Genomic DNA, 22,289 nt, shown 5'->3' with positions numbered 1-22,289 from the left:
AACAACTCTATGGTTTTGGGCAAGAATAAAAAATTCTTTTAACTTTTCTGTTTTTAAGATTTAACAGTATGTATGATTTCATGTTTTCCCGTTTTTTAACTTTATCCCTGTATGAACTTCGGCATATTTTTTACCATTAACACTGAGCGTATTTTCAGATTCCCATTTCACTTTAATGGTATAAACAGCATCATGAAATTTCATTTGTGCTTCATATTCTGGCCATAAGGAAGGCAAATTGGGACGCAAAATAATTTATTAGCTTAGCGATTAATCCCAAGAATGCTTTGGGTTGCAGCACGGTAGAACCAGCTTGCTGAGCCTGTATACCATGTCCAACCACCTTGTCCACGACGTGGTTGGGTAGCGTAAATATCTGCAGACATAACATAAGGTTCAACACGATAAGTTTCAGGATTTTGTCCATGGATAATGGGGTTGATCATAGAAAACAAACTGTAGGCTTTGTCTCTTTCACCCATTTCAGCAAGCGCTAAAATGCTCCAAATAGCACCATGCGTGTATTGACCACCATTTTCTCGTATTCCAGGAGGATAGCCTTTAATATAACCAGGTTCGAGAATACTTCTATCAAAAGGTGGCCAAAAAAGACGTATAAGTCCGCCGTCTTCATCACACAGATGTTCAAGCATGGATGTCATTGCTTGTTTTTAACGCTCAAGAGAAGCCATTTGAGAAATGACAGCCCAAGATGCACAATAGTATCAATTTGGCATTCATCATTTGTTTTAGAACCAAGAGGGGTTCCATCATCAAAATACCCTCGTTGATACCAAGCACCATCCCAATAGTGGTCTTCTAGAGCATTTGTCAAACGTTCAAGGTATGCACTCCATGCCTTGCACATGGTTGTTATCACCACGGCTTTGAGCAAGGGGAATGAATGCTTGTAGTGTTGTTCCAAGAAACCACCCTAACCAAGTGCTTTCGCCTTTTCCTTCAACACCTACCAAATTCATACTATCATTCCAATCACCGCAGAGAATAAGCGGAAGTCCATGTTGTCCACAGCGTTTGATGGCAAGATCTAAAGCTAAAGAACAATGTTCATAAATTGTTGCAATTTTTGAAGATTGTGTGGGTTGAAAATAAGCATCGTGCTGTCCATCGTTGAGGGCAGCTCCTTCAATGAAAGCGATTGGAGTATCGAGAAATGCGTAGTCGCCAGTCGTGTTGATATAAAGAGCTGTTCCATAAGCAAGCCAGACGATATCATCAGAAATGAGTGTGCGAACACCCGCATTGGTATGAGGGAGCTACCAATGCTGTACATTACCTTCGGGAAATTGACGCGCTGCAGCGTTTAACAGTTGTTCACGCGCCAGTTTTGGTTCTAGCAATAACAAAGATAAACTGTCTTGTAATTGGTCGCGAAAGCCAAATGCACTACTGGCTTGATAAAAAGCTGTGCGCGCTATCATACGGCAAGCGTAGACTTGATAAGGGAGCCAATGATTGACCATAATATCAAATGAGGGATCAGGTGTTTTTACTTGTAGGGGGGAAACGAAATGACTCCATTGTTTTTTTGTTGTGTGAGCAGAATTTCAAAATCACGTGCACGTACTTGGTCTAGTAATTTTTCAGCCTCTTGTATATTTTCCGCGCTGCCAAGATAGAAGATGATTTCTTTTGTTTGTCCTGGGAGAAGATCAATATCATAGGCTAATGCTGAACAAGGATCACATCCTGTTTCAATCGTATTTGAAAGCGCGTCAGCTTTACGGATCGCGTTAGGATGTGTAACTGTTCCTGTTGGACCGATAAACTCAGTGCGATTGGTGGTGGTGCTGGATGGTATTTGGGATGCGGATAAAAATGCTACGTGTTGGGATTTTTCGATATGATAGGGATTTCGAATAAAATGTGCTCCACGTTTAGGATCATAAGAGGCAATTATAAAGGGTGCATATTTTGTACGAATGTTTCCTAATACCCATTCAACATAATTATAAAGACGTAAGTATCGCGGTTTTTTCCCCTCATTTTTAAGGATGAGACGTGAAAGGCGAACGGATTTTTCTCGATCGAGAGTATGGGTAAGTTCTAATGTGATCTCTGAATGTGTGGATTTAAAGGTTGAGAATCAAAAACCATGGCAAGCTATCATAGATAACATTTTCATCGCATTCAACGGCAGAAACGGGCGAGAAACGTTTTAAAGATAAGCGATCTACAAGGTAAAGTGCTTCCCCTGGACGGTTAGAAATGGGATCATTACTCCAAGGGGTTAATTGATAATCGCGGCTATTGTTTGCCCAAGTAAAAAGTGCACCTTTAGCAGAAACATGGAAACCAAAATTATGGTTAGCAATGACGTTAATCCATGGATGTGGTGTGGTGGTGTGTCCATGAAGACGTGACACATAATAGTTATGCTGGTTAAATCCGCCATAACCATTCCAATATTGTAGGTCTTTTTTATCAACAGGGAGAATAGAATCTTTTTGATGACTGATAAGACCAATGGAAGCAAAAAGGCTTTGTTTTGTTTGTGTCGTAACTTGTCTTCCCTCATTGCACTTTTTGTAGTTTAATTGATAATGAGATTCTTGATGACTATTGATTGCTAGATGAAAATCACTTTCATCAAGTCGTTTGAGTTGTTCAGACAAAGAGCCATTTTGAGCATCAAGAATGATGCGTGCTGACGCAAGAAGTGTTTTAAGGCTTTGGTCATTTATTTGATCATGTTGAAGCGTGAAAATATGTTGGTGTTCATCCGTGTCATGAGTGTAGTGGCGATAAGATTCGCGCATCCATTCAATAGTACGTTGCGTATCTTGTAATAAGAATATGCTTGTTCATTGAGAATGGCCAGATCAACAATAAGCCCACGCATACGCCAATATTCATGTGCTTTAAGCAGTTCGCATAAGACAGTTATATTTCCCTTATTATCTAATCTAAGGAGATAGATAGGGTAGTCTCCTGAAAGAGACATGGGCCAAAGATCAGATTGTTTACCAAGAGTTTTCGCTAATATTGTGGAAGAAAGACGCCATGTTCCGTCGGGATAGATAAGGGGTGTTGCATATTTTTGATACGTAATAGCTTCTTTAAGGTTGATGCCACTTTGATACAGCGAGACCTGTGAACGTGTCCACGCCATTGAAAATTCTTGCTGGAATATATTAGGTTGTCGATAATGATTAATATAATTGTGCAGTGTTTCTTTTGTATTGGCAGCAAAAGTCCAAAAAATAAGCTCTGCTTTTTCATGTGCTGGGATTTTTTACGGCATCGGAGCGATATGATTGGATCAAGAACACAACCTTGACTATTGCTAAAACGAGCATTTTGATCAAATGCAGCAGGTCGATGAATGGATCGACCCCGATCAATAAACAGAGAACGATCAGTTTCAGCCTCTGCCTCTTGGAGAGTACCTGTTGTATCTGTAACAAAATGGGCAATATGAATCTCAGGGTCACTAGGCGAGCGTTTACGCCTTTTGGCAAAAATCGTTCTTCTTTCCTCAGTAATTTCTGTTTCTATAAACATCCGAGAAGAAACAGGATGAGCGCAGTCCGTATCCATTGTTGCAAGTGCTAGTTCGCCATAAGAGGTCACTTCAATAAGGCGATCTTTGTTTGTTATATTCATAAGTTGAATACGTCTGCCTTCGCCGCATCCTTCAGATGTAATGAGACATTCAAGTGTTGATTTGATGCCATCAACCATTTTCGTATATTCAGCTTTTTCATCTGTAAAAATGCAGATCGCTTCTTCTTCGACAACGCGTGTTGGTTCACCGGTAACAGACCACCAGCGTCCACTATGTGTATCACGGAGGAAAAATAAAGTGCCTTGTTGATCTTCTGTAGCATCAGGAATAAAGCGCGTAATTGCATAATCATGCTAACGGCTGTAACCAGAACCATTAGCTGTCAACATTGTAGAGTAAAAACCATTGGATAAGAGCAAAGTCGCACGTGGTTTGAGTAGCGGGTTAGTAATAATACGTAAAGGGGCATTATCAAAGTTTCGAGAGTTACTGCGCATGTGATTCATAACTTTGGTATGAATGATGGGAATTTGATGCGGAGCTCTTTCCTGTAATAATAATTGTACAGCTTCGATGACAGGATTACGGTGAAAGCGATCGCGCATTCGCCCTTGAAAAATAACGTTGTTAATGGCAAGAATGGACATGCCATGATGGTGCGCATAATAATTACGCACAACAGCGTATTTTTTTCCCATTGGTACGCGCGAAGGGGTGAAGTCAACAGAGTCATAATAGCCATATGTGCCTAAAGCTCCAAGATCTCGCAGCCGTTTTAAATTAGTTACAGCTTGGGTAGGTACGTATTGTGCTGCTAGAAGACTGGCATAGGGAGCAATAACAGTGTTGCGTGAGAGACCACGTTGAAGTCCGAGGTTTGGGGCACAAAATTTGCGTATTGATAATTCATTAAGTGATCGCGAGCATTAAATGCCGCTTCTGAAATACTCCAAGGTAATCTCTTTTTATGAGCGTATTGTATTTGATGGTGAATAATAAGCCTATTAGTTTGATCTAAAAGAGACCCTATAGGTTCGCACGTAACGAGAGACGGCATGAGATATTCGAACATGGAACCAGACCATGATAAGAGAGCGCCCTTCCAACCAATGGGGACGAGGAGTCGGCCAAGATGGAACCAATGTTTAAGTTTTATATCGCCTTTCGTAATGGCAAAAAGGCTTGCGAGGCGTGCTTCTGAAGCCAGTAGGTCATAACAACTTTCATCGAGTTTGTTTTCTTGAACACGATATCCAATGGACAAAAGATGCCTTTTAGGTTGTTCTAAAAAGTCAAATTTCATATCAAAAGCTATTTGTCGTGCCTTTACAGCTAAAGTGTTTAATTTTTTTATGTAGTTTTTCGCTGTCGTAATCGCTAGTAGCGTCATGATGATGGGCTTCACAGGTTTCTACAAGACATTTGGCCCAAGAGAGTGCACGAGCGGATTCTATTGTTTGGATTTTTTGATCGAGCTCTTCTATTAAGTATAAAATATCATAGGCTGCGAGAGAAAGGTTAGTGGTGTAAAAAGTGTTTGTATCTGGTTTTTTGATGAAAATACTGATGGAGTGGTGAAATTTGGTGATGTGTTCTTCGATTTGTTGACGTAGGGGATGTCGAATATATTGATTATCTGGAATTTCTTTGACAGTTTCCTCAAGAATAGCATTAACATCAAATAAATCGGCTAAATTACTTTGAAAAAAAGATGCGGTTTTTCAGCCCATTCACTTAAGGCTGAAGAGAGCGTTACCAAATGGCCAGCAAGATTTCCTGAATCAACCGTTGATACATAAGTTGGTAAGAGCGGTTTGAGTGTATCCGTTTCATACCAATTGTATAGATGACCACGGAATTTTTCCATTTTTTCAAGAGAGCGTAATGTACATTCAATGCGTGTAATAGCCTCTGCAAAACCAATCCAACCAAAATTACGAGCAGCGATAATAGAAAGTAGATAAACTCCAATATTTGTAGGGGATGTACGCTGGGCAACAAGAGGTTCTGGATCTTCTTGAAAATTATCGGGTGGTAAATAATTGTTTTGCGCATTAACAAAGGTTGCATAATAGAGCCATGTCCGTCGTGCAATGCATCGCAGTGTTTTGTTATTTCCTGAAGATATATGAAGAGTATCTTCAAATGTTGAGGATTGTCTGACAATCCATGCAATCAAGGGTGAAAAAAACCATGCCAGTCCAAAGGGCAAAGCAAGAAAGCTTGTAAGACTATAAAAAGAAAAAGGCAGTGCTATAGCAAGAATACCAATGAGCGATGCTGGCCACATTGTAAGAATATAGAAACCCAAACTATTAGGCATGGTTTTTGTTGAGGAGGAGGTTTTCCATTCAAGGAGGTGCTGTTTTGAAATTCCTATACGATAGAGTGTGCGAACAATTGCATCAGTCATAAAATAAGCAGAATGAGCAATAAACGTAGTTTGAAGAAATATATTTGTTAGCGTAAAGATACTTTTGTTCAAAATTAATCGAAGATATTCACGTAAAGAATGATCAATATTGGAGGGAATAAAAGTTTGTAATACGCCTAAAATTGGTGAGACGAAGAGGCTAAGCAGTAAGAATGTTTGCCAAATAATTGCACTTTTTAATGGTAAAAGAAACCATCCTGTGATTGCTGCGATCAACCACATAAGTGGTGTGAGAGAACGGCGCAGATTATCTTGCATTTTCCAATGCGTAATGGAGCTAATTTTATGGGGAAACAAGAGATAAGGCAAGAGTTGCCAATCGCCACGAATCCAACGATGATGACGCACAACATCAGCGTTATAAGCTGTTGGATAATCTTCAATCACTTCTACATTACTTACTAATGCAGTGCGTGCATATCCTCCTTCCAAGAGATCATGACTAAGAACAGTATTTTCTTTAATTTTACTTTTAAGTGCCTGTTGAAATGCATCGATATTGTAAAGACCTTTGCCAATAAAAGTTCCTTCTCCCAAAAGATCTTGATAAGTGTCAGAAACAGCAAAAACATAAGGATCAATGCCGCGATTGGTAGAAAAAAACGTTGCAGAATTGATGTTGTTTTTCCTGTTGTAAGAGAAGGTGTAATACGCGGTTGCAAAATGCTATAATCTTTTACAACTGTTTCATTGTGTGGATCAAAAATGGGATGGTTGAGCGGATAGTTAAGTTTTCCAACGAGTTTTGTAACACTTTCAGGGGTAAGACGTGTATCTGAATCTAGAGTCATCACAAAACGACAATCCATGGGAAGGAGTGGATTGGAGGGATAAAAGCTTGTATTTTTATCGCCTCTTAATAGCAGATTAAGTTCATGAAGTTTACCACGCTTGCGTTCCCATCCCATCCAACATTTTTCGTTAGCATTATAAAGGCGCCGGCGGTGTAAAAGAAAAAAGAGAGGAATATCATCACGATGATAACGGTTATTGAGTTTATCAATACCCCTTTGTGCATAGTGCAATAGATCAAGGTCGTCTTGCGTTTGTTCGAAGGGAGAGTCTACCCAATCCGTAATGAGGGCAAAATGAATGGCACCTTTGGGATTGGAAAGGTAGTGTACTTCAAGATTGCGCACTTGTTCATCAATATAATCGCGTGATGTGATGAGAGTAGGAACGACAACCATTGTACGTGCATTTTGGGGAATACCTTCTTTATATTCATAACCAATGAGCTGTTTTGATGGGATAAACCATGAAACAACAGTGTTAAAGAAAGCAAAAGCTGCATCCATAGCAGAAAAAAGCGCCAATGCAGTAAAGAGAAAGATTATCCATGGTGTTATGCCAGATGTTTCTAAGAAAGCGTAAACAGCAAGTAAAATAGCAAAGGTTAAAAGAGAAACAGGAATTGCAATAATTCTTATTTTTGAACAACAAAGGGCTTGGATCCATTTTATGAAAAGGGGTGGAGTGTATCTACAAGCCTTTTCAAGAATATGTCGTCCCTCATCAACGAGATAGCAACCAACAAAGGAGGGATTATTATGATGAGAGGACTCTTTAGAGGAAGAAGATGCCATTTCTACAACTTTTCGTGCAACTTCCAGCTCATTGAGAGGTGAAAGGCGCGCAATTTTTTCAATCACTTGCCGATAGATATTGCGTGAGTGAGAATCAATTTCGGAAAAATCACTGTTTTCATGCAAAAAAAATCACTGTTTTCATGCAAAATAGAGTCTACAGAACTAACTGTTTCAAACCATATTCCCCATGGTTACACCATCTGAAGCTTGTTTAGCATGTTCGTCGGCTTTTGCAATTTCTAAGCTACTGTTTTGGCTATGTAATTGCTTTTCAAGCCAAGAGAGTGCTATTGTGGAATCGATAGATGCACCACGTAGATGGTAGAATAAATGCGCAGAAAAGGTTGAATCAGCAGTGAATGGTTTATATTGCGTAAAAAGAGTGTGTAATTTTGTTTCATTGTCTGCGAGAGAAATTTTATCAGCTACTGTATGAGCGAAATGACGCATATATTGTGTTTGCTCAATACGTAATGAAAGACGACGGATATTTTCAATTAATAACATTTGCATGACAGAAGGGAGTGCCCATAACTCACTAATTTCAAGGGTGCAAACTTTTTGGAATCCATTGATTGTAGCTGTGAGTGTTTCTTGTAAAAATTCGCTATCTGTGTGAGCAATATAAAGCCAAGCTAAAGCAAAAATACGTGGTATGTCTATCTTTTGTTTATAAAGAGGAAGTTGCTTGATGAAGGATTTGGATAAGTCATGGCGTAGTTGTTGTATAGTTTTGTCAATGGTATAATGATTATCAATGAGCCATTGAGCAGATGGTGTAATAGTTTTATCGTTGTGAGCTGCAATATCGCTGATATGAAAGGCGTGGAGAATAATTTTGGCACTTTCTCTCAACCTTTTGTGAAAATTATTTTCTCCTTTATATTCAGGAAGTGGGATTTCTCTTTTCGAAGCTATATCATGGCCTAATTTATAGAGTTCTTTCTACAGCTTATAAGTTGAGCGAATAGGAAAGTTGGTTTCAGTAAGATAAAGGTGTTCTGTTTGTTGAGAAAAAAACACTTCATGAAGGATATTGTGCGTGCCATAATATTCTTTGTTATTCAATTACGCGGTTTCTTTATGTTTAATAGGCTGTGAACACTTTATCTTAATAATGAGCAGTTCAAAGGAAAAAATGAACTTTTTTCTTTTCTTTGAGAGTATTTGCCATTTTTTGACCATACAGTTTAAGAGAAAATAGACAATTTCTTTGAAAAACAAAAAAGGTCGCTAAAAACAAGCGACCTTAATTTTAACAACTGTTTAAATGTTTTAAAATTAATCTTGTTCTTGTTTTTTCAAAGCTGCACCAAGAATATCGCCAAGAGAAGCTCCTGAATCTGTTGATCCATATTGCGCAACAGCTTCTTTTTCTTCTGCAATTTCTAAAGCTTTGATCGATACTGAAAGTTTACGAGTTTTTTTATCGAATGCGGTGATGCGGGCATCAACTCTTTGACCAATTGCGAAACGTTCAGGGCGTTGTTCATCACGATCACGAGCTAAATCAGCACGGCGAATAGTTGTTTCAAGATTGTGATCAATCAATTTTACATCAACACCATTGTCATTGATTGCAGTGACTTCACACGTCACGATAGCGCCTTTGCGGAGTTCACCAGATGCTGCTGCTTCTCCAACTTTATCGTTAGAAAGTTGCTTAATCCCAAGAGAAATACGTTCTTTTTCAACATCAACATCAAGGACGACAGCTTTAACGACATCCCCTTTATTATAGGTATCGATAACTTGTTCACCAGGACGATTCCAATCAAGATCCGAGAGGTGAACCATACCGTCAACATCACCTTCAAGGCCAATAAAGAGACCAAACTCTGTTTTATTTTTAACTTCCCCTTCAATTTGTGAATTTACAGGGAATTTATTAGCAAAAGCAACCCATGGATTTTCAAATGTTTGTTTTAAACCAAGAGAAATACGCCGTTTAGATGGATCAATTTCAAGAACAACCACTTCCACTTCTTGTGACGTAGAGAGAAGTTTTCCTGGGTGGATATTTTTCTTTGTCCAACTCATTTCGGAAACATGGATTAATCCTTCGATTCCTGGCTCGATTTCAACAAAACCACCGTAATCAGTAATGTTGGTAACAGCCCCAGTAATTTTTTTACCAACCGGATACCGAGCGCTGATGCTTTCCCAAGGATCACTTTCAAGCTGTTTCATGCCAAGGGAAATACGGTGTGTATCTTGATTAATACGAATAATTTGAACTTTAATTGTTTGACCAATTGTGAGGATTTCAGAGGGATGATTAACACGTCTCCATGCCATATCTGTGACGTGTAAAAGGCCATCAATTCCCCCAAGATCAACAAAGGCACCATAATCGGTAATATTTTTCACCACACCTTCAAGGATTTGATTTTCTTCAAGATTTTGAACGATTTCTGAACGCTGTTCGGCTCGGCTTTCCTCTAAAACGGTACGACGTGAAACAACAATATTACCACGACGACGATCCATTTTTAAAATTTCAAAGGATTGTGAATTATGCATGAGAGGTGAAACATCACGAATGGGGCGAATATCAACTTGGCTGCGAGGCAAGAAAGCAACAGCACCATCAAGATCGACTGTAAAGCCTCCTTTTACTTGGCTAAAGATAACCCCATCGACGCGTTGGCCAGCATTGAACTTTTCTTCTAAACGGATCCAGCTTTCTTCACGTCGTGCTTTTTCACGCGATAAAACAGCTTCGCCCATCGCATTTTCAATGCGTTCAATGTAAACTTCAACTTCATCGCCAACCTGTAAGGAACCATCTCTTCCTTTAATTCCAAATTCTTTAAGGGGGATACGTCCTTCGACTTTGAGACCGGCATCGATAATTGCCATGTCCTTTTCGATTGCAATGACGCGACCTTTAACAACAGCCCCTTCATTGATATCATTGGTTTGGAAAGATTCCATGAGAAGAGCTTCGAAATCCGCCGTTGTGGGATTGTATTGTGACATAAGAACTCCTGATACATACCTTATAGTAAAAGGTATAAGCGCTAGGTTAGTGTTAATACGAGGCAACTTCCTGCCTTTTTCCTTAATACAGGAAGAAAGATTAGCGCTAGGCTGGAAATCACCTTAACTGCTTCATTCAACCATACGCACTTTTATGATTGGATCAATAAAAGTGCATGCAATTGTGAATGTTGCTTCTATACCCAATTCTGATGTATCAAGCAAGTGGGCGTTTTGTGCTGGTTTTAGAGGGCTTTGTTTGCGGGTTATATCGCGCTTGTCACGTTGTTCAATTTGAGCCAGAATTTCATGATAATCTACTTGATATCCTTTTTGTAAAATTTCTTGATAGCGACGTTTTGCACGTGTTTGAACATTGGCAAGAACATAAAACTTAATATCGGCATCAGGACAGACGACAGTACCAATATCGCGTCCATCAAGCACACTACCGGGCAAAACTTTAGCAAAGTCACGTTGTTTGGTGACAAGAATTTTACGTACAGTAGGGTTGACTGCTATCTTTGAAGCTGCTTCACCAAGTTCATGAGAAGAGAGAATGGCTGGATTTAAGGTGTTAACATCAAGTTTTGTTGCACAATCAAGGACACTTTTTTCATCATTAAGAGCTAATTTTTGTTGTAAAAGTGCATAGGCAACGCCGCGATAAGTAAGACCGGTGTCTAAGTGGCGAAGATGATAATGAGCAGCAATTTTGCGTGCTAATGTTCCTTTTCCAGAGGCTGCTGGTCCATCAATTGCGATGACAAAAGGTTTCAAGAAATTTTTCCCCCAAGTTGTTGCATAAAAAGGATAAATTCTGGAAAGCTTGTAGCTATCATCCGTTTATCATCAATAGTTACAGGTTTTTCTGATGCGAGTCCAAAGACAAGAAAGCACATGGCGATACGATGATCAAGATGTGTGGTGACATGTCCACCACCCAATCCTTTAGCAGAGTTATTTCCGTGAACAATAAGAAAATTTTCCCCTTCTTCGCAGTTTACGTGATTGATTTTTAAACCTTGAGCAAGTGCAGACAGTCGATCTGATTCTTTAACGCGCAGCTCTTCAATCCCTAGCATAACAGTTTTGCCTTCAGCAAAAGCTGCTGCTGCTGCCAAAGCGGGATACTCATCAATCATTGATGGAGCACGTTCTTTGGGTATAGTAACACCTTTTAGCGTTGATGATTGGACACGTAGATCAGCAATATCTTCTCCACCTGTTTTGCGTTGATTCAAAAGTTCAATTTGAGCTCCCATTTCCCACAATGTTTTGATAAGTCCCATTCGAGAGTTGTTTATAAGAACATTTTCAATGGTGATATCAGAATCCTCCACAAGAAGCGCGGCGATAAGCGGAAAAGCTGCAGAAGAGGGATCGCCTGGGATATCAAGAGTTTGTCCAGTAAGGTGTGGTTGACCAGTGAGATGAATAAAACGCGTACCTTCAGCATTTGTTTCTATCTCAAGTTCAGCACCAAACGCTTTTAACATTTTTTCCGTATGATCTCGCGTGAGAATGGGCTCAATAACAGTTGTGGTACCGGCCGTATTGAGGCCGGCAAGGAGGATTGCTGATTTCACTTGGGCGGAAGCCATTGGAATACGGTAACGAATTGGGTTTGTCATTTTAGGACCATAGAGCGTTAAAGGGAGACGGTCACCGTGCGTTGCTTCAACTTCAACACCCATTAGACGTAGCGGATCGAGAATACGTCCCATTGGGCGTTTGGAGAGAGAGTTGTCACCAATAAAGGTTGTTTTCATATGATAAGAACCAACCAATCCCATAACCAAACGAACACCTGTTCCAGCATTCCCAAAATCTAAAGGTGTTTCTGCAGCTAAGAGGCAACCATTACCGGTTCCACGAATAATCCAGAGATCATTCGTTTTATGAATACAGGCACCCATAGCTTGCATAGCAGCTGCTGTATTGAGGACGTCATCACTTTCAAGGAGTCCATGAATATGTGTTTCACCACTTGCTAGCCCTCCTAATATAAGGGAGCGATGAGAAATTGATTTATCTCCTGGTATTTTTATTTTTCCAGAAAGATTGGTAGATTTATAGGCAGTTATGGGTATTGCTTTTTGCATAGAAGTTCTATTTAACTTTGTTTGAATTTGATTGAATAAAGCACCTCTTAGCACATGCTTTGAAAGGCGTCATGAGAAAATCCATGTGGAACGATGTATTTATCTTTGACAAAGGCATTATTTTTCGATTAAGCACCATAAAATTCGTTTTTTAATGAGATTAGAGTTAACAAAGAGGCACGGTTCATGGCAAAACAGGAACTTGGAACTAAGCGTGTTGATCCAGAAACGGGGAAAAAGTTTTATGATCTTAATCGCGACCCTATTGTGTCGCCTTATACAGGAATTTCTTATCCGCGTTCTTACTTTGAAGTTGCGGCAGCTGAAGCAAGTGGTGAAGAAGAAGTTGATACTGAAGAGCTTGATACAGCGCTTGAAAAATCTGCTTTTATGCTTCTTGAGGAGGATGTTGATGATTCCAAAGATGATGATCTTCCTGATTTGGGAGATAGCGATGTAGATCTTGGTGATGATGATGATACGTTTTTATCTCATGATGAAGACGATGAGGATGATGACGTTGCCGATATTCTCGGAGGTGGTGTTTCTAACGATGACGATATTTAAGAAAAAAGAATATTCTTTTCTAGAATATAAATTCTTCTTGATCTTCGATTTTTATCGTTCTACAGAATTTCTCTAACATTGTTTACTATTCTTTTAAGAAAGAATCCGTCTTTATGTGGGGCTATAGCTCAGCTGGGAGAGCGCTTGCATGGCATGCAAGAGGTCAGCGGTTCGATCCCGCTTAGCTCCACCAAAAAGACCAAAATGTTATTCCAATAAGGCATGTGTGTTTATAAAAGCCATTGCTCTTTATAGAAAGAGGGCGTCTACCTTTATTAAAGGAAGATTTATGCGCTGATTAAAAAGTGCTATGCTTATTCGTTGCTTCATAGTGCTTTTTTGTAATATTCATGGAATTTTATTGTAAGAAAAGTGTGAACAAGCAGGTTGGTATTTTTCTTATCGTACATTTTAAAAGAAAAAACGCTGTTTATCATTTATGACATCATGCATAGAAAAAGAGTTTTTACTAGATTAGAAAAATATCATCGATAAGGGACGTTTATATGATGATGATCAATCACTTCTATGAAGCAGACATTTTTTCTAGCCTTGCATTAAGGTTTTATACAGCTAAGAGGAGTTTTCAATTTTGAGATTTAAATGTTTCAATAAGAGGCATTTTTGATTTCTCATATGAGAGCTCTTGTTTTTAAGATGAAATTACAGCACAACAGAAAAAATGGAATTATTGAGGGGAAAAAATAATGCCTTCTTATCGTTCAAGAATATCGACTCATGGGCGCAACATGGCTGGAGCCCGTGGGCTTTGGCGCGCAACAGGGATGAAAGACGCTGATTTTGGTAAACCCATTATTGCGATTGCGAATTCTTTTACACAATTTGTACCAGGGCATGTTCATTTAAAAGATCTTGGGCAACTGGTTGCACAAGAAATAGCTGTTGCTGGTGGTGTCGCGAAGGAATTTAATACAATTGCTGTAGATGATGGAATTGCTATGGGACATGATGGAATGCTTTATTCTTTGCCTTCCCGTGAAATCATTGCTGATTCTGTTGAATATATGGTCAACGCTCATTGTGCTGATGCCCTTGTTTGTATTTCCAATTGTGACAAAATTACACCTGGTATGTTAATGGCATCTTTACGGTTGAATATTCCAACAATCTTTGTTTCAGGCGGTCCTATGGAAGCAGGCAAGATTAAATGGAAAGATCAAGATCTCGCTGTTGACTTAGTTGATGCTATGATTGCAGCTGCTTCAGAGCACAATTCGGAAGAAGAAGTTAATGCAATAGAGCGTGTAGCTTGCCCTACATGTGGTTCTTGTTCAGGAATGTTTACTGCGAATTCGATGAATTGTCTGACCGAGGCATTAGGGCTTTCTCTTCCCGGAAATGGATCAGTATTAGCGACTCATGCAGATCGTCGGATGCTTTTTGAAGAAGCTGGACGACGAATTGTTGCATTGGCCAAGCGTTATTATGAACAAGGCGATGAGACAGTTTTGCCGCGTTCCATTGCTTCGCGCAAGGCCTTTGAAAATGCAATGACTGTGGATATTGCTATGGGAGGGTCAACCAATACTGTTTTGCATATTTTAGCTGCGGCGCAAGAAGGCGAGGTGGATTTTACTATGACGGATATTGACCGTCTTTCGCGCAGTGTTCCTGTTTTGTGCAAGGTTGCACCTTCTGTAGCGAATATACATATGGAAGATGTACACCGTGCTGGTGGTATTATGGGGCTTTTAGGAGAATTAGATGCGGCTGGACTTATTGATACATCCACTTATACAGTACACGCAAAAACGATGAAAGAAGCTCTACGTCATTGGGACGTGAAACGAACCAATGAACCATTGGTTCATAAATTTTATCGCGCAGCCCCAGGAGGTATTCCAACACAGACAGCTTTTAGTCAATTTTGTCGCTATGATGCTCTAGATCTTGATCGTGAAAAGGGGGTGATCCGTGATAGGGAACATGCATATTTGCAGGATGGAGGATTGGCGGTTCTGTATGGAAATCTTGCGAAAGATGGCTGTATTGTGAAAACAGCGGGTGTTGATCAATCAATTTTAACTTTTAAAGGTCCAGCAAGAATTTTTGAAAGCCAAGACTCAGCTGTTTCAGCTATTTTAAATGATAAAATTAAATCAGGTGATATTGTTGTAATCCGTTATGAAGGTCCACGAGGTGGACCTGGAATGCAGGAAATGCTTTATCCTACGAGTTATCTCAAATCTAAAGGTTTAGGAAAAGCTTGTGCGTTGATAACCGATGGCCGTTTTTCAGGAGGAACTTCAGGCCTTTCTATTGGACATGTTTCACCGGAAGCTGCTGAAGGAGGAGCAATTGCTTTGGTAGAAGAGGGTGATGTCATAGAAATTGATATCCCAAATCGTAGCATTCATATTTTGGTTGATGATATTGAGATGAAGCATCGTCGTGCCAAAATGGAGGCAAAAGAAAAAGCAGCTTGGCAACCTGTTGAGGAGCGTAAGCGTAAGATTTCAAAGGCTCTCAAGGCGTATGCAGCTATGACAACTTCTGCTGCAAAAGGTGCCGTGCGGAATCTTTGATTAATAAAAAATAGACCTTGTAAAAAACACAAAGTTTACGTGTTTTGAGTATATCTTTTACATGATAGAAAGGATTTTGTAAGTAAAAATACAATAAAGTCAATAGGTTATATGAAATTATTTTATATTAATCCCATTTAGAATCCACACTTTTATATGTGATTCATTTGACTATTTTTTATAAACAATTGCCATCTATAAACAGATCATAAAAAGCAAATCATGATGCAAATATTAACGCATGTAAACGTTCAAATGAAATGAAAAGCAGCTACCATTCATAACGGTTCATAAATTTTGTGATACGTTTTATCACATACAAATCGCATTGTTAAAGATGCAATCGTTTTGAAATTATCGATAACATAAATTGCATGCGTTTAAAGAATGGTATGGGTTTTGCTCTTTTTTGAGCTAAACCTTAAAAGGAATAATCATTTGAAACTATCATACGAGCTACAGATTTTCATTCATTAAGGGCACATAAAAAAATTTAAAGACAAGATCGCTTTTAAAGCGCTTACTAAAAAGTCAGTAAATAATAGGCAGGCATTATATAGACATTATCATCACAATATTGGTATGAAAATCACAATGTTATATCGTGTAAGATCGAAAGCCTTTTAATGATATAATGTAAGCAAGCAAAAAACGTTTTAAAAGTTATAGTTTAAAAGCACAGAGCCCAAATTTGGATTGAATGATTTTAGTCCCCTCAAATTTAAGGAAATCTATTGAGATAAAGATGAGCAGGTAAATTTCAAAAAATTGTAACCATGGCGCAAAGGCATCGGGTTTTATTCAATTTTGAGTCAAAAATGATAGTGTTTAAAGGATGCTCTATTCTAAAGTTAACGGCTCCGAAATTGAATTGGTTAATTTTGCCAATTCAAACATTGAGCTTGCTTATTTGCAGAGAAGTTATATTTAGTGCAAAGTGAGAATACGCTTATGAGAGCCTTTTTAAATGAACGTTTAAACAATTGAAGACTCAAAATGAGATCTCTTATTTTATAAGCAATTATAAGCTTATTATCCTTTCAGTTGTCAAGAAAACGCTGCTTTTATCCTTATGAGAGGTTGTTTTAAAAACCAACGCTTGTAAATGTAAAAATGGGTTTTGTTGTAGACATTTACTTAAGACACATTTGCTTAATTATATTGATAAACCTACCAAGCGTTTTGATTTATTTGATAGGTTTTTATTTTAGAAAATGCGTTATTTCAATTCACTCAACTCAATTTTAAGGTCAGTATATGAAACGTTTTAAAAAAGCATTTTGATCATGTGCTTTGTTTTAAATGGAACGGCTCAAATATGAGGGCATTATTCTTAATAGGTTTTATAGCAACGAAAAGAGTTTACAGTCTCTTTCATTCAAATGAATGATATTTAAGATCATACTTATCATTTACATTTCTTTTGGTAAGTTTTAATAAAGACAATGGAGTGCTTGCAATAGTATACGTTTTGTATATAGGCATTACCATTTATTGGTAAATTCATATTTATGAGTCATTCATTATATCTTCATTCATAAGCTTCGTCACGTAAATGACACGGCTTTCTTTTTTGAATTCTCTCTTTTATGATGCGTTTATAGCCATAAGAAAAGCGCCCCCACGCTTGTTTTTTACTCTTCTGTATCAACAATCTTGACAACATTATCGCTTCATAAACCTCACAATTTTTTGGTACCGACCTTATTTTACTTTGTCTGTTTAATTTTGCCTTGCCATAAGCTCTACCCCAGATCTTTGTATAATATGAGATCTTGGCATTGCCATAAACTTACCATAAATTTTTGCACAGCTATTAACAACAGCATAATTATAAATCTTAACATGGCTATAAACGCAGGCACAACCCGAAACCTGAGCATGCCCATAAACCCATGCATCATCATAAACCCAGCAATTGCCATCATGAGAGAGGTTGACTTCCTTTTCAATAAAACCCCCTAAGATACCTGCTTTGACATCATCAAAATCTTTTAGAGCTTTAATGCGATAGAGGTTTGTAATCTGTTTAGCCATCCGATCTTTAATTTGTTTGTTTTCATTTGTTATGATGTATTTTTAAAACTATACCATAAGCTTTATGAAATGATCGCGTTGTTTTTTGAATCTATACATTCATAAGATTTAAAAACGCTCTCATCATGCGTATTTTTATCTTTATAACCTATCAGTTTTTTTACTAAATGGTTTTTAAGATTTCTGTTAATTTCTTTTATAGCGCATAGATATTTCCTTTATAATCAAAGCTTTCATTTGCATTTTTCTTTATTCAAAACTGCTGTTTTTACGCATGCTCTATAGCTGTTATCTTCTTTATAGCTACCGCATCATTTTTCATTTTCATAAGAGAAATGATAAGGATGATAATATGATTTATTTGTTATAAAACATCTAAAGAGAAACTGATAATTAAAGAGATTATCAAAATCTCTTTAAACAGAGCTTTTGAAAAGTATACATCTATCATTTTAGATTACGATATAGTCTTTTAAAAGCAATCCAAATTAGAGTGTTTAAAAGTGCAAAGTCTTATCTTTTAGAATAACACATGATAAATCTTTCTTTGTAAGATTGTATGTAAGCAGTTTACAAGATAATGCGTTTATAGATTATCGTTTAAACTAATACACAAGAGACCTCTATGAGGTGTGTTAACCTCATAAGTCTATTCGGTTTCTCTCATTTCTAATTTTGGTAAGTTTTTAACGATTTTCATTGTTTCTAAACTTACAGTAATAACCCTTTGAAACAATTCTAATGGATAAGCAGGGTTGCCAATGGTTTCAACAGCATAGCGATTGGCATCATTCACAATGCCGCTCTTTTTATCAGTCTTGACGCATTGACGCCCCATAACCCATTCAAGAGCGGGTCTACCATTGACGATATATTCATAAGCTTCAAGAGGGATATCTGTCATGATGATATTGCTGTTATAAATAACAGTCGATTTATCTTTCTCTTTACCTGCTTTTGCGAATTTCATTTCAGTCACATAATAGAATTTTTCGGGATTAGGAATGTCTGCCTGTTTTGGATTGCCCTTTTTAAAGGTCACGGGATAAGGTTCCACATCTTCATAATTTACATGCAAATGACCCAGTTTACGCCCCGCGTTAACAAATGACCAGAAATCTTCGGCACTCTTAACACAAGGGATGCGAGGCAACTCTTTAGAAAGGTTATCAGCGTAACGAGCACGATAATCTTCCGAATGTAACAATCCGTAGACGTAATAGAACAAATCATCTTTAGTGATTTTTTCATTCGGATAAGCCGCTTTAAAATGTGCTAATCCTTCATCCGTAATGGCATCACGCCTCTGTAAACCAGCTGTTTTGCTTTCTTCTGTAGCATTTGCAAACAAATGTGACTGTTTTTCATTTTTATCTTTTGAAATTACGACATCTTCATAAACATATCTTGGAAAGCATTGACTAGTATCCATTGCGTGAACATCAGGCAAATTTTTAGCCATAATAACAGAAAAGCCAGCCATTGCTCCTATACCTGTAACTTGTATTACCTTATTTTCAACCACTTGTCCCATAGGGAATATACGCGGCATTTGATAAACCATTTCATTAAAGGTACGATTATAATAAAGCCATTGTCGTGTAAAAGGACGATACAAACTTTGTGTAAGGCACGCGTTTTCAAACTCAAAAACCTTGCTTCTAGCTAACTGTTTTTTGATAGCACGGCTCCAACTGATTTCTCTTTCGTCTGTATTAATAAAATTGTTTACAGCATTTGCATGTGCTTTATGATCAATATGTTGATAGGCATCATTAAAGCGTTCTACTTCTCTATTGTAGAAAGCAATCATGTTACTCATGTTTTTCGCTAGAGCTTCACGGCTTGAATTGTATGCCCAAACATCACGATTAGTTTTTAGACCGCACGAAAAATTTTCAAACAGCTTTTTACCATGACTTTTCTTATCACCTAGGGCTAGGAATGTTTTGAAACTTTCATCACGTTGATTTATCCAATCACCATGTTCATCCGGCGTGATCATTTGCCAACTTTGTTTACGTGTAATGCCATCAATACTACCAAAGTATTCAAGAGCTGTAAGTTTTTCTTTTGTCGTGAAATTATTACCAATGTCATGATAGTAAATTTTACAATCTCCGGAAGCATTGGGATTTTTGATAAACAATGTTATAGCAATACCAGTCATACTACCATTGCCAAAAACATTTTCACCTTCTTGAGCTTTCCCATCGCTTAACATATTTTTACGAATATCCCCCCGTAAATTAAGCACATAAATACTCGTAAACTCTTTGGCTAAAGATTTTCGTAAGCTATCCATTGTTGGCTTTTCTATGTAACCAGAACCAGAAACAAAGCCTATTACCCCAGCATTACTAATACGGTCACTTGCCCAACGAATGGCACGGATATAGCTGTCATAAAGTGCTCGTATATTCGTTACTTTCGATTGAGCAGCATAAGTTTTACGGATACGTTCATCTAATATAGGATAAGGGCTGTTCTTTGCATTATCATTTTCGCTTTTTTGCCCTACTGAATAAGGAGGATTCCCAAAAATAACTTCAATATTGAGGTTTTTCTGAAGTTCTAAATATTCACTGTTTTTCTCTAGTAAACCTCTCATCAGATCTTGTTTTTCAAGCATCCGGAATGTATCGGTCAAACCGATATGCTTGAAAGGAATATACTCTCCTTTCTTCAAACTATGATAAGTCGATTCAATGTTAATGGCTGCTATGTAGTACGCTAGCAAGACAATCTCGTTGGCATGGATATCATGACGGAACTTATATTCCATATCCTCTGGTTTTATGAGCTTTGATTGTAAAAGCCTTGTGATAAAGGTTCCCGTTCCAGTGAAAGGGTCAAGAATAGAGACACCACGTGACCCCAAGCTTTTTCCAAATTCATTGCGCAACACATCATCAACAGAATGAATGATAAAATCAACAACCTCAACGGGGGTATAAACAATGCCAAGCCTATCCGTTGTCTTCTTAAAAGCTTTGGTAAAAAAATCTTCGTAAAGTTTGATAATAAGATTTTGTCTTGCCTGTGGTTCGGTAATACCAGAGGCACGGAACTTTACGCTGTCATAAAACTCTTGTAATTCTTTGGATTCTTCCTCGATATTGGTTTTGTCGAGTTCTGTTAAGATTTTTTCCATTGCTTGAGAAATGGCATTGTTTTGCACAAATTCATTGCCCTCAAACAAAGCTTCAAACACAGGACGCGTTACAAGATGTTGCGCTAACATCTCAATTGCTTCTTCTTGTTTTATCTCACTGTTTAAGTTGTTTTTTAATTCCTTATAAAACGCATCAAAGGCATGATAAGCTTCGCTTGTCTGATCAGAAAGCATAGTTTGAAGGCGTGTGATATGGTTTTGTGCAATCTCAGCAACATTGTTCGCCCAAATGCCCCAATAATCACTCATGGTAGATTTTTTAACAATCAGTGTTTTGAGAGCATTGGGAAACTCAACAAAAAAGGGTAATCTTCCTGTTACGCTATGACTATGTTGCGGTTCATGAGCTTGTGTCCCAATATGAAGTCCGGATTTTTCCGATTTTTCGTGTAGCGGGATTTCGTCAATAACCGTGGTGACATTTTCTAATTCGGTCTTTTTAGAAACTGTAACAATGTCGATGATAGAGCTCACGTCTTGTCCTAAGACCATCTGGTTAAGGGTTTTGCTAAAATTCTCATCATGGGCAAGCAAAGCATTGAGAACTTGCCAGACAACGCTGTATCTCTTATTGTTTTTTAATGCCTCTTCTGGTGAAACACCAGCAGGAACACCAACCGGCAAAATGATATAGCCCATCTTTTTGCCTTTTGCACGACGCATCACACGTCCTACCGCCTGTATCACATCCACTTGGCTTTTACGCGGGTGTAAAAACATAACCGCATCAAGGGAAGGAACATCAACACCTTCTGAAAGGCAGCGTACATTGGTTAATATACGGCAGATATTCTCACCCGCATCTTCTTTCAACCAATCAAGTTTTATCGTACGGTCTTTGGCACCAGATTTTCCATTAATATGATCTGCTTGACAGTTAAGAGGGGGAATATTTTTATGGTTTTCATGAAGATCAAGTAAATCTTTCTTAACTTCTTCATCGTTGAATGTTCTACATATGCGTTCAGAAGTATCAATATCTCTACAAAAAGCCAAAGCCCGATGCATGGGTCTTGTATCGTCCCCAAGATCAATTTTCAGATCCATTTTGGTAAGGGCTTGATAACAACCCATGATCTTTGTTCTATCATCAAGAATAAGTTCATAATTCTCATCTGTCATCAGATGCTGGATAGATTTACTCACTTCTCCTTCATCAACACCTAAAACGATAATCTTGTAAGGCGTTAAAAGTCCATTCTTTACAGCATGGGAGAAACTATAAGAATAAAGGATTTTGCCATAAAGCTCTTCATCATCCATAGAAGCCAGAACAGCATCAATCTCATTAGCTTGTTTTTTAGCATTGTCACTAAAGATACGAG

General features: G+C 38.1%; 6 protein-coding genes, 1 tRNA gene and 2 pseudogenes. 3 read left to right on the top strand and 6 right to left on the bottom strand.

Annotation, left to right across the window (positions count from 1 at the left end; genetic code table 11):
- Nucleotides 1-53 precede the first annotated feature (53 nt).
- The 4 genes and pseudogenes from MCS_RS04850 to aroA all read right to left on the bottom strand — a co-directional run bounded on the left by MCS_RS04850 (nucleotide 54) and on the right by aroA (nucleotide 12,639).
- Nucleotides 54-8,601, bottom strand: a pseudogene (locus tag MCS_RS04850) (glycoside hydrolase family 94 protein).
- A gap of 232 nt (nucleotides 8,602-8,833) precedes the next feature.
- Nucleotides 8,834-10,534 carry a 30S ribosomal protein S1 gene (gene rpsA, locus MCS_RS04845; RefSeq protein ID WP_004856125.1) on the bottom strand — a complete coding sequence of 567 codons (1,701 nt, stop codon included), beginning with the start codon at nucleotides 10,532-10,534 and terminating at the stop codon, nucleotides 8,834-8,836.
- A 132-nt stretch (nucleotides 10,535-10,666) separates the two neighbouring features.
- Complete coding sequence (cmk, locus tag MCS_RS04840; protein ID WP_004856124.1) at nucleotides 10,667-11,314, bottom strand: (d)CMP kinase; 648 nt, start codon at nucleotides 11,312-11,314, stop codon at nucleotides 10,667-10,669.
- Nucleotides 11,311-12,639: a 3-phosphoshikimate 1-carboxyvinyltransferase gene (aroA, locus tag MCS_RS04835; RefSeq protein ID WP_004856123.1), complete on the bottom strand. Its 1,329-nt coding sequence runs from the start codon at nucleotides 12,637-12,639 to the stop codon at nucleotides 11,311-11,313. The genes cmk and aroA overlap by 4 nt, the downstream gene beginning before the upstream one ends.
- Nucleotides 12,640-12,825: 186 nt before the next feature.
- Here aroA and MCS_RS04830 point away from each other — a divergent pair, with 186 nt between their 5' ends.
- From MCS_RS04830 to ilvD, 3 genes are all read left to right on the top strand, one after another.
- A complete protein-coding gene (locus tag MCS_RS04830) occupies nucleotides 12,826-13,206 on the top strand; it encodes a TIGR02300 family protein (RefSeq protein ID WP_004856122.1) in 381 nt (126 codons plus the stop codon).
- Between the two features lie 117 nt (nucleotides 13,207-13,323).
- Nucleotides 13,324-13,399 (top strand) — tRNA-Ala (locus MCS_RS04825).
- Between the two features lie 514 nt (nucleotides 13,400-13,913).
- A complete protein-coding gene (ilvD, locus tag MCS_RS04820; RefSeq protein ID WP_004856121.1) occupies nucleotides 13,914-15,752 on the top strand; it encodes a dihydroxy-acid dehydratase in 1,839 nt (612 codons plus the stop codon).
- Nucleotides 15,753-17,386: 1,634 nt separating this feature from the next.
- On the opposite strand, the pseudogene MCS_RS04815 reads toward ilvD, so the two are convergent.
- Together MCS_RS04815 and MCS_RS04810 are read right to left on the bottom strand one after the other, a co-directional pair.
- Nucleotides 17,387-17,789, bottom strand: a pseudogene (locus tag MCS_RS04815) (hypothetical protein).
- 649 nt (nucleotides 17,790-18,438) lie between these two features.
- Nucleotides 18,439-22,289, bottom strand: a 3,851-nt coding sequence (locus MCS_RS04810; protein ID WP_004856119.1) for a type ISP restriction/modification enzyme, incomplete at its 5' end; no start/stop codon positions are given.

This window comes from Bartonella doshiae NCTC 12862 = ATCC 700133, from assembly GCF_000278155.1.
GTDB classification, from domain to species: Bacteria; Pseudomonadota; Alphaproteobacteria; order Rhizobiales; family Rhizobiaceae; genus Bartonella; species Bartonella doshiae.
The sequence above is the reverse complement of the archived record's forward strand: the minus strand, read 5'-3'. Positions and strand labels throughout refer to the sequence as shown.

Coding starts and splice junctions, on each gene's coding strand:
- rpsA (WP_004856125.1), bottom strand. CDS start 10,534: ATGTCACAATACAATCCCACAACGGCGGATTTCGAAGCTCTTCTCATG.
- aroA (WP_004856123.1), bottom strand. CDS start 12,639: ATGCAAAAAGCAATACCCATAACTGCCTATAAATCTACCAATCTTTCT.
- MCS_RS04830 (WP_004856122.1), top strand. CDS start 12,826: ATGGCAAAACAGGAACTTGGAACTAAGCGTGTTGATCCAGAAACGGGG.
- ilvD (WP_004856121.1), top strand. CDS start 13,914: ATGCCTTCTTATCGTTCAAGAATATCGACTCATGGGCGCAACATGGCT.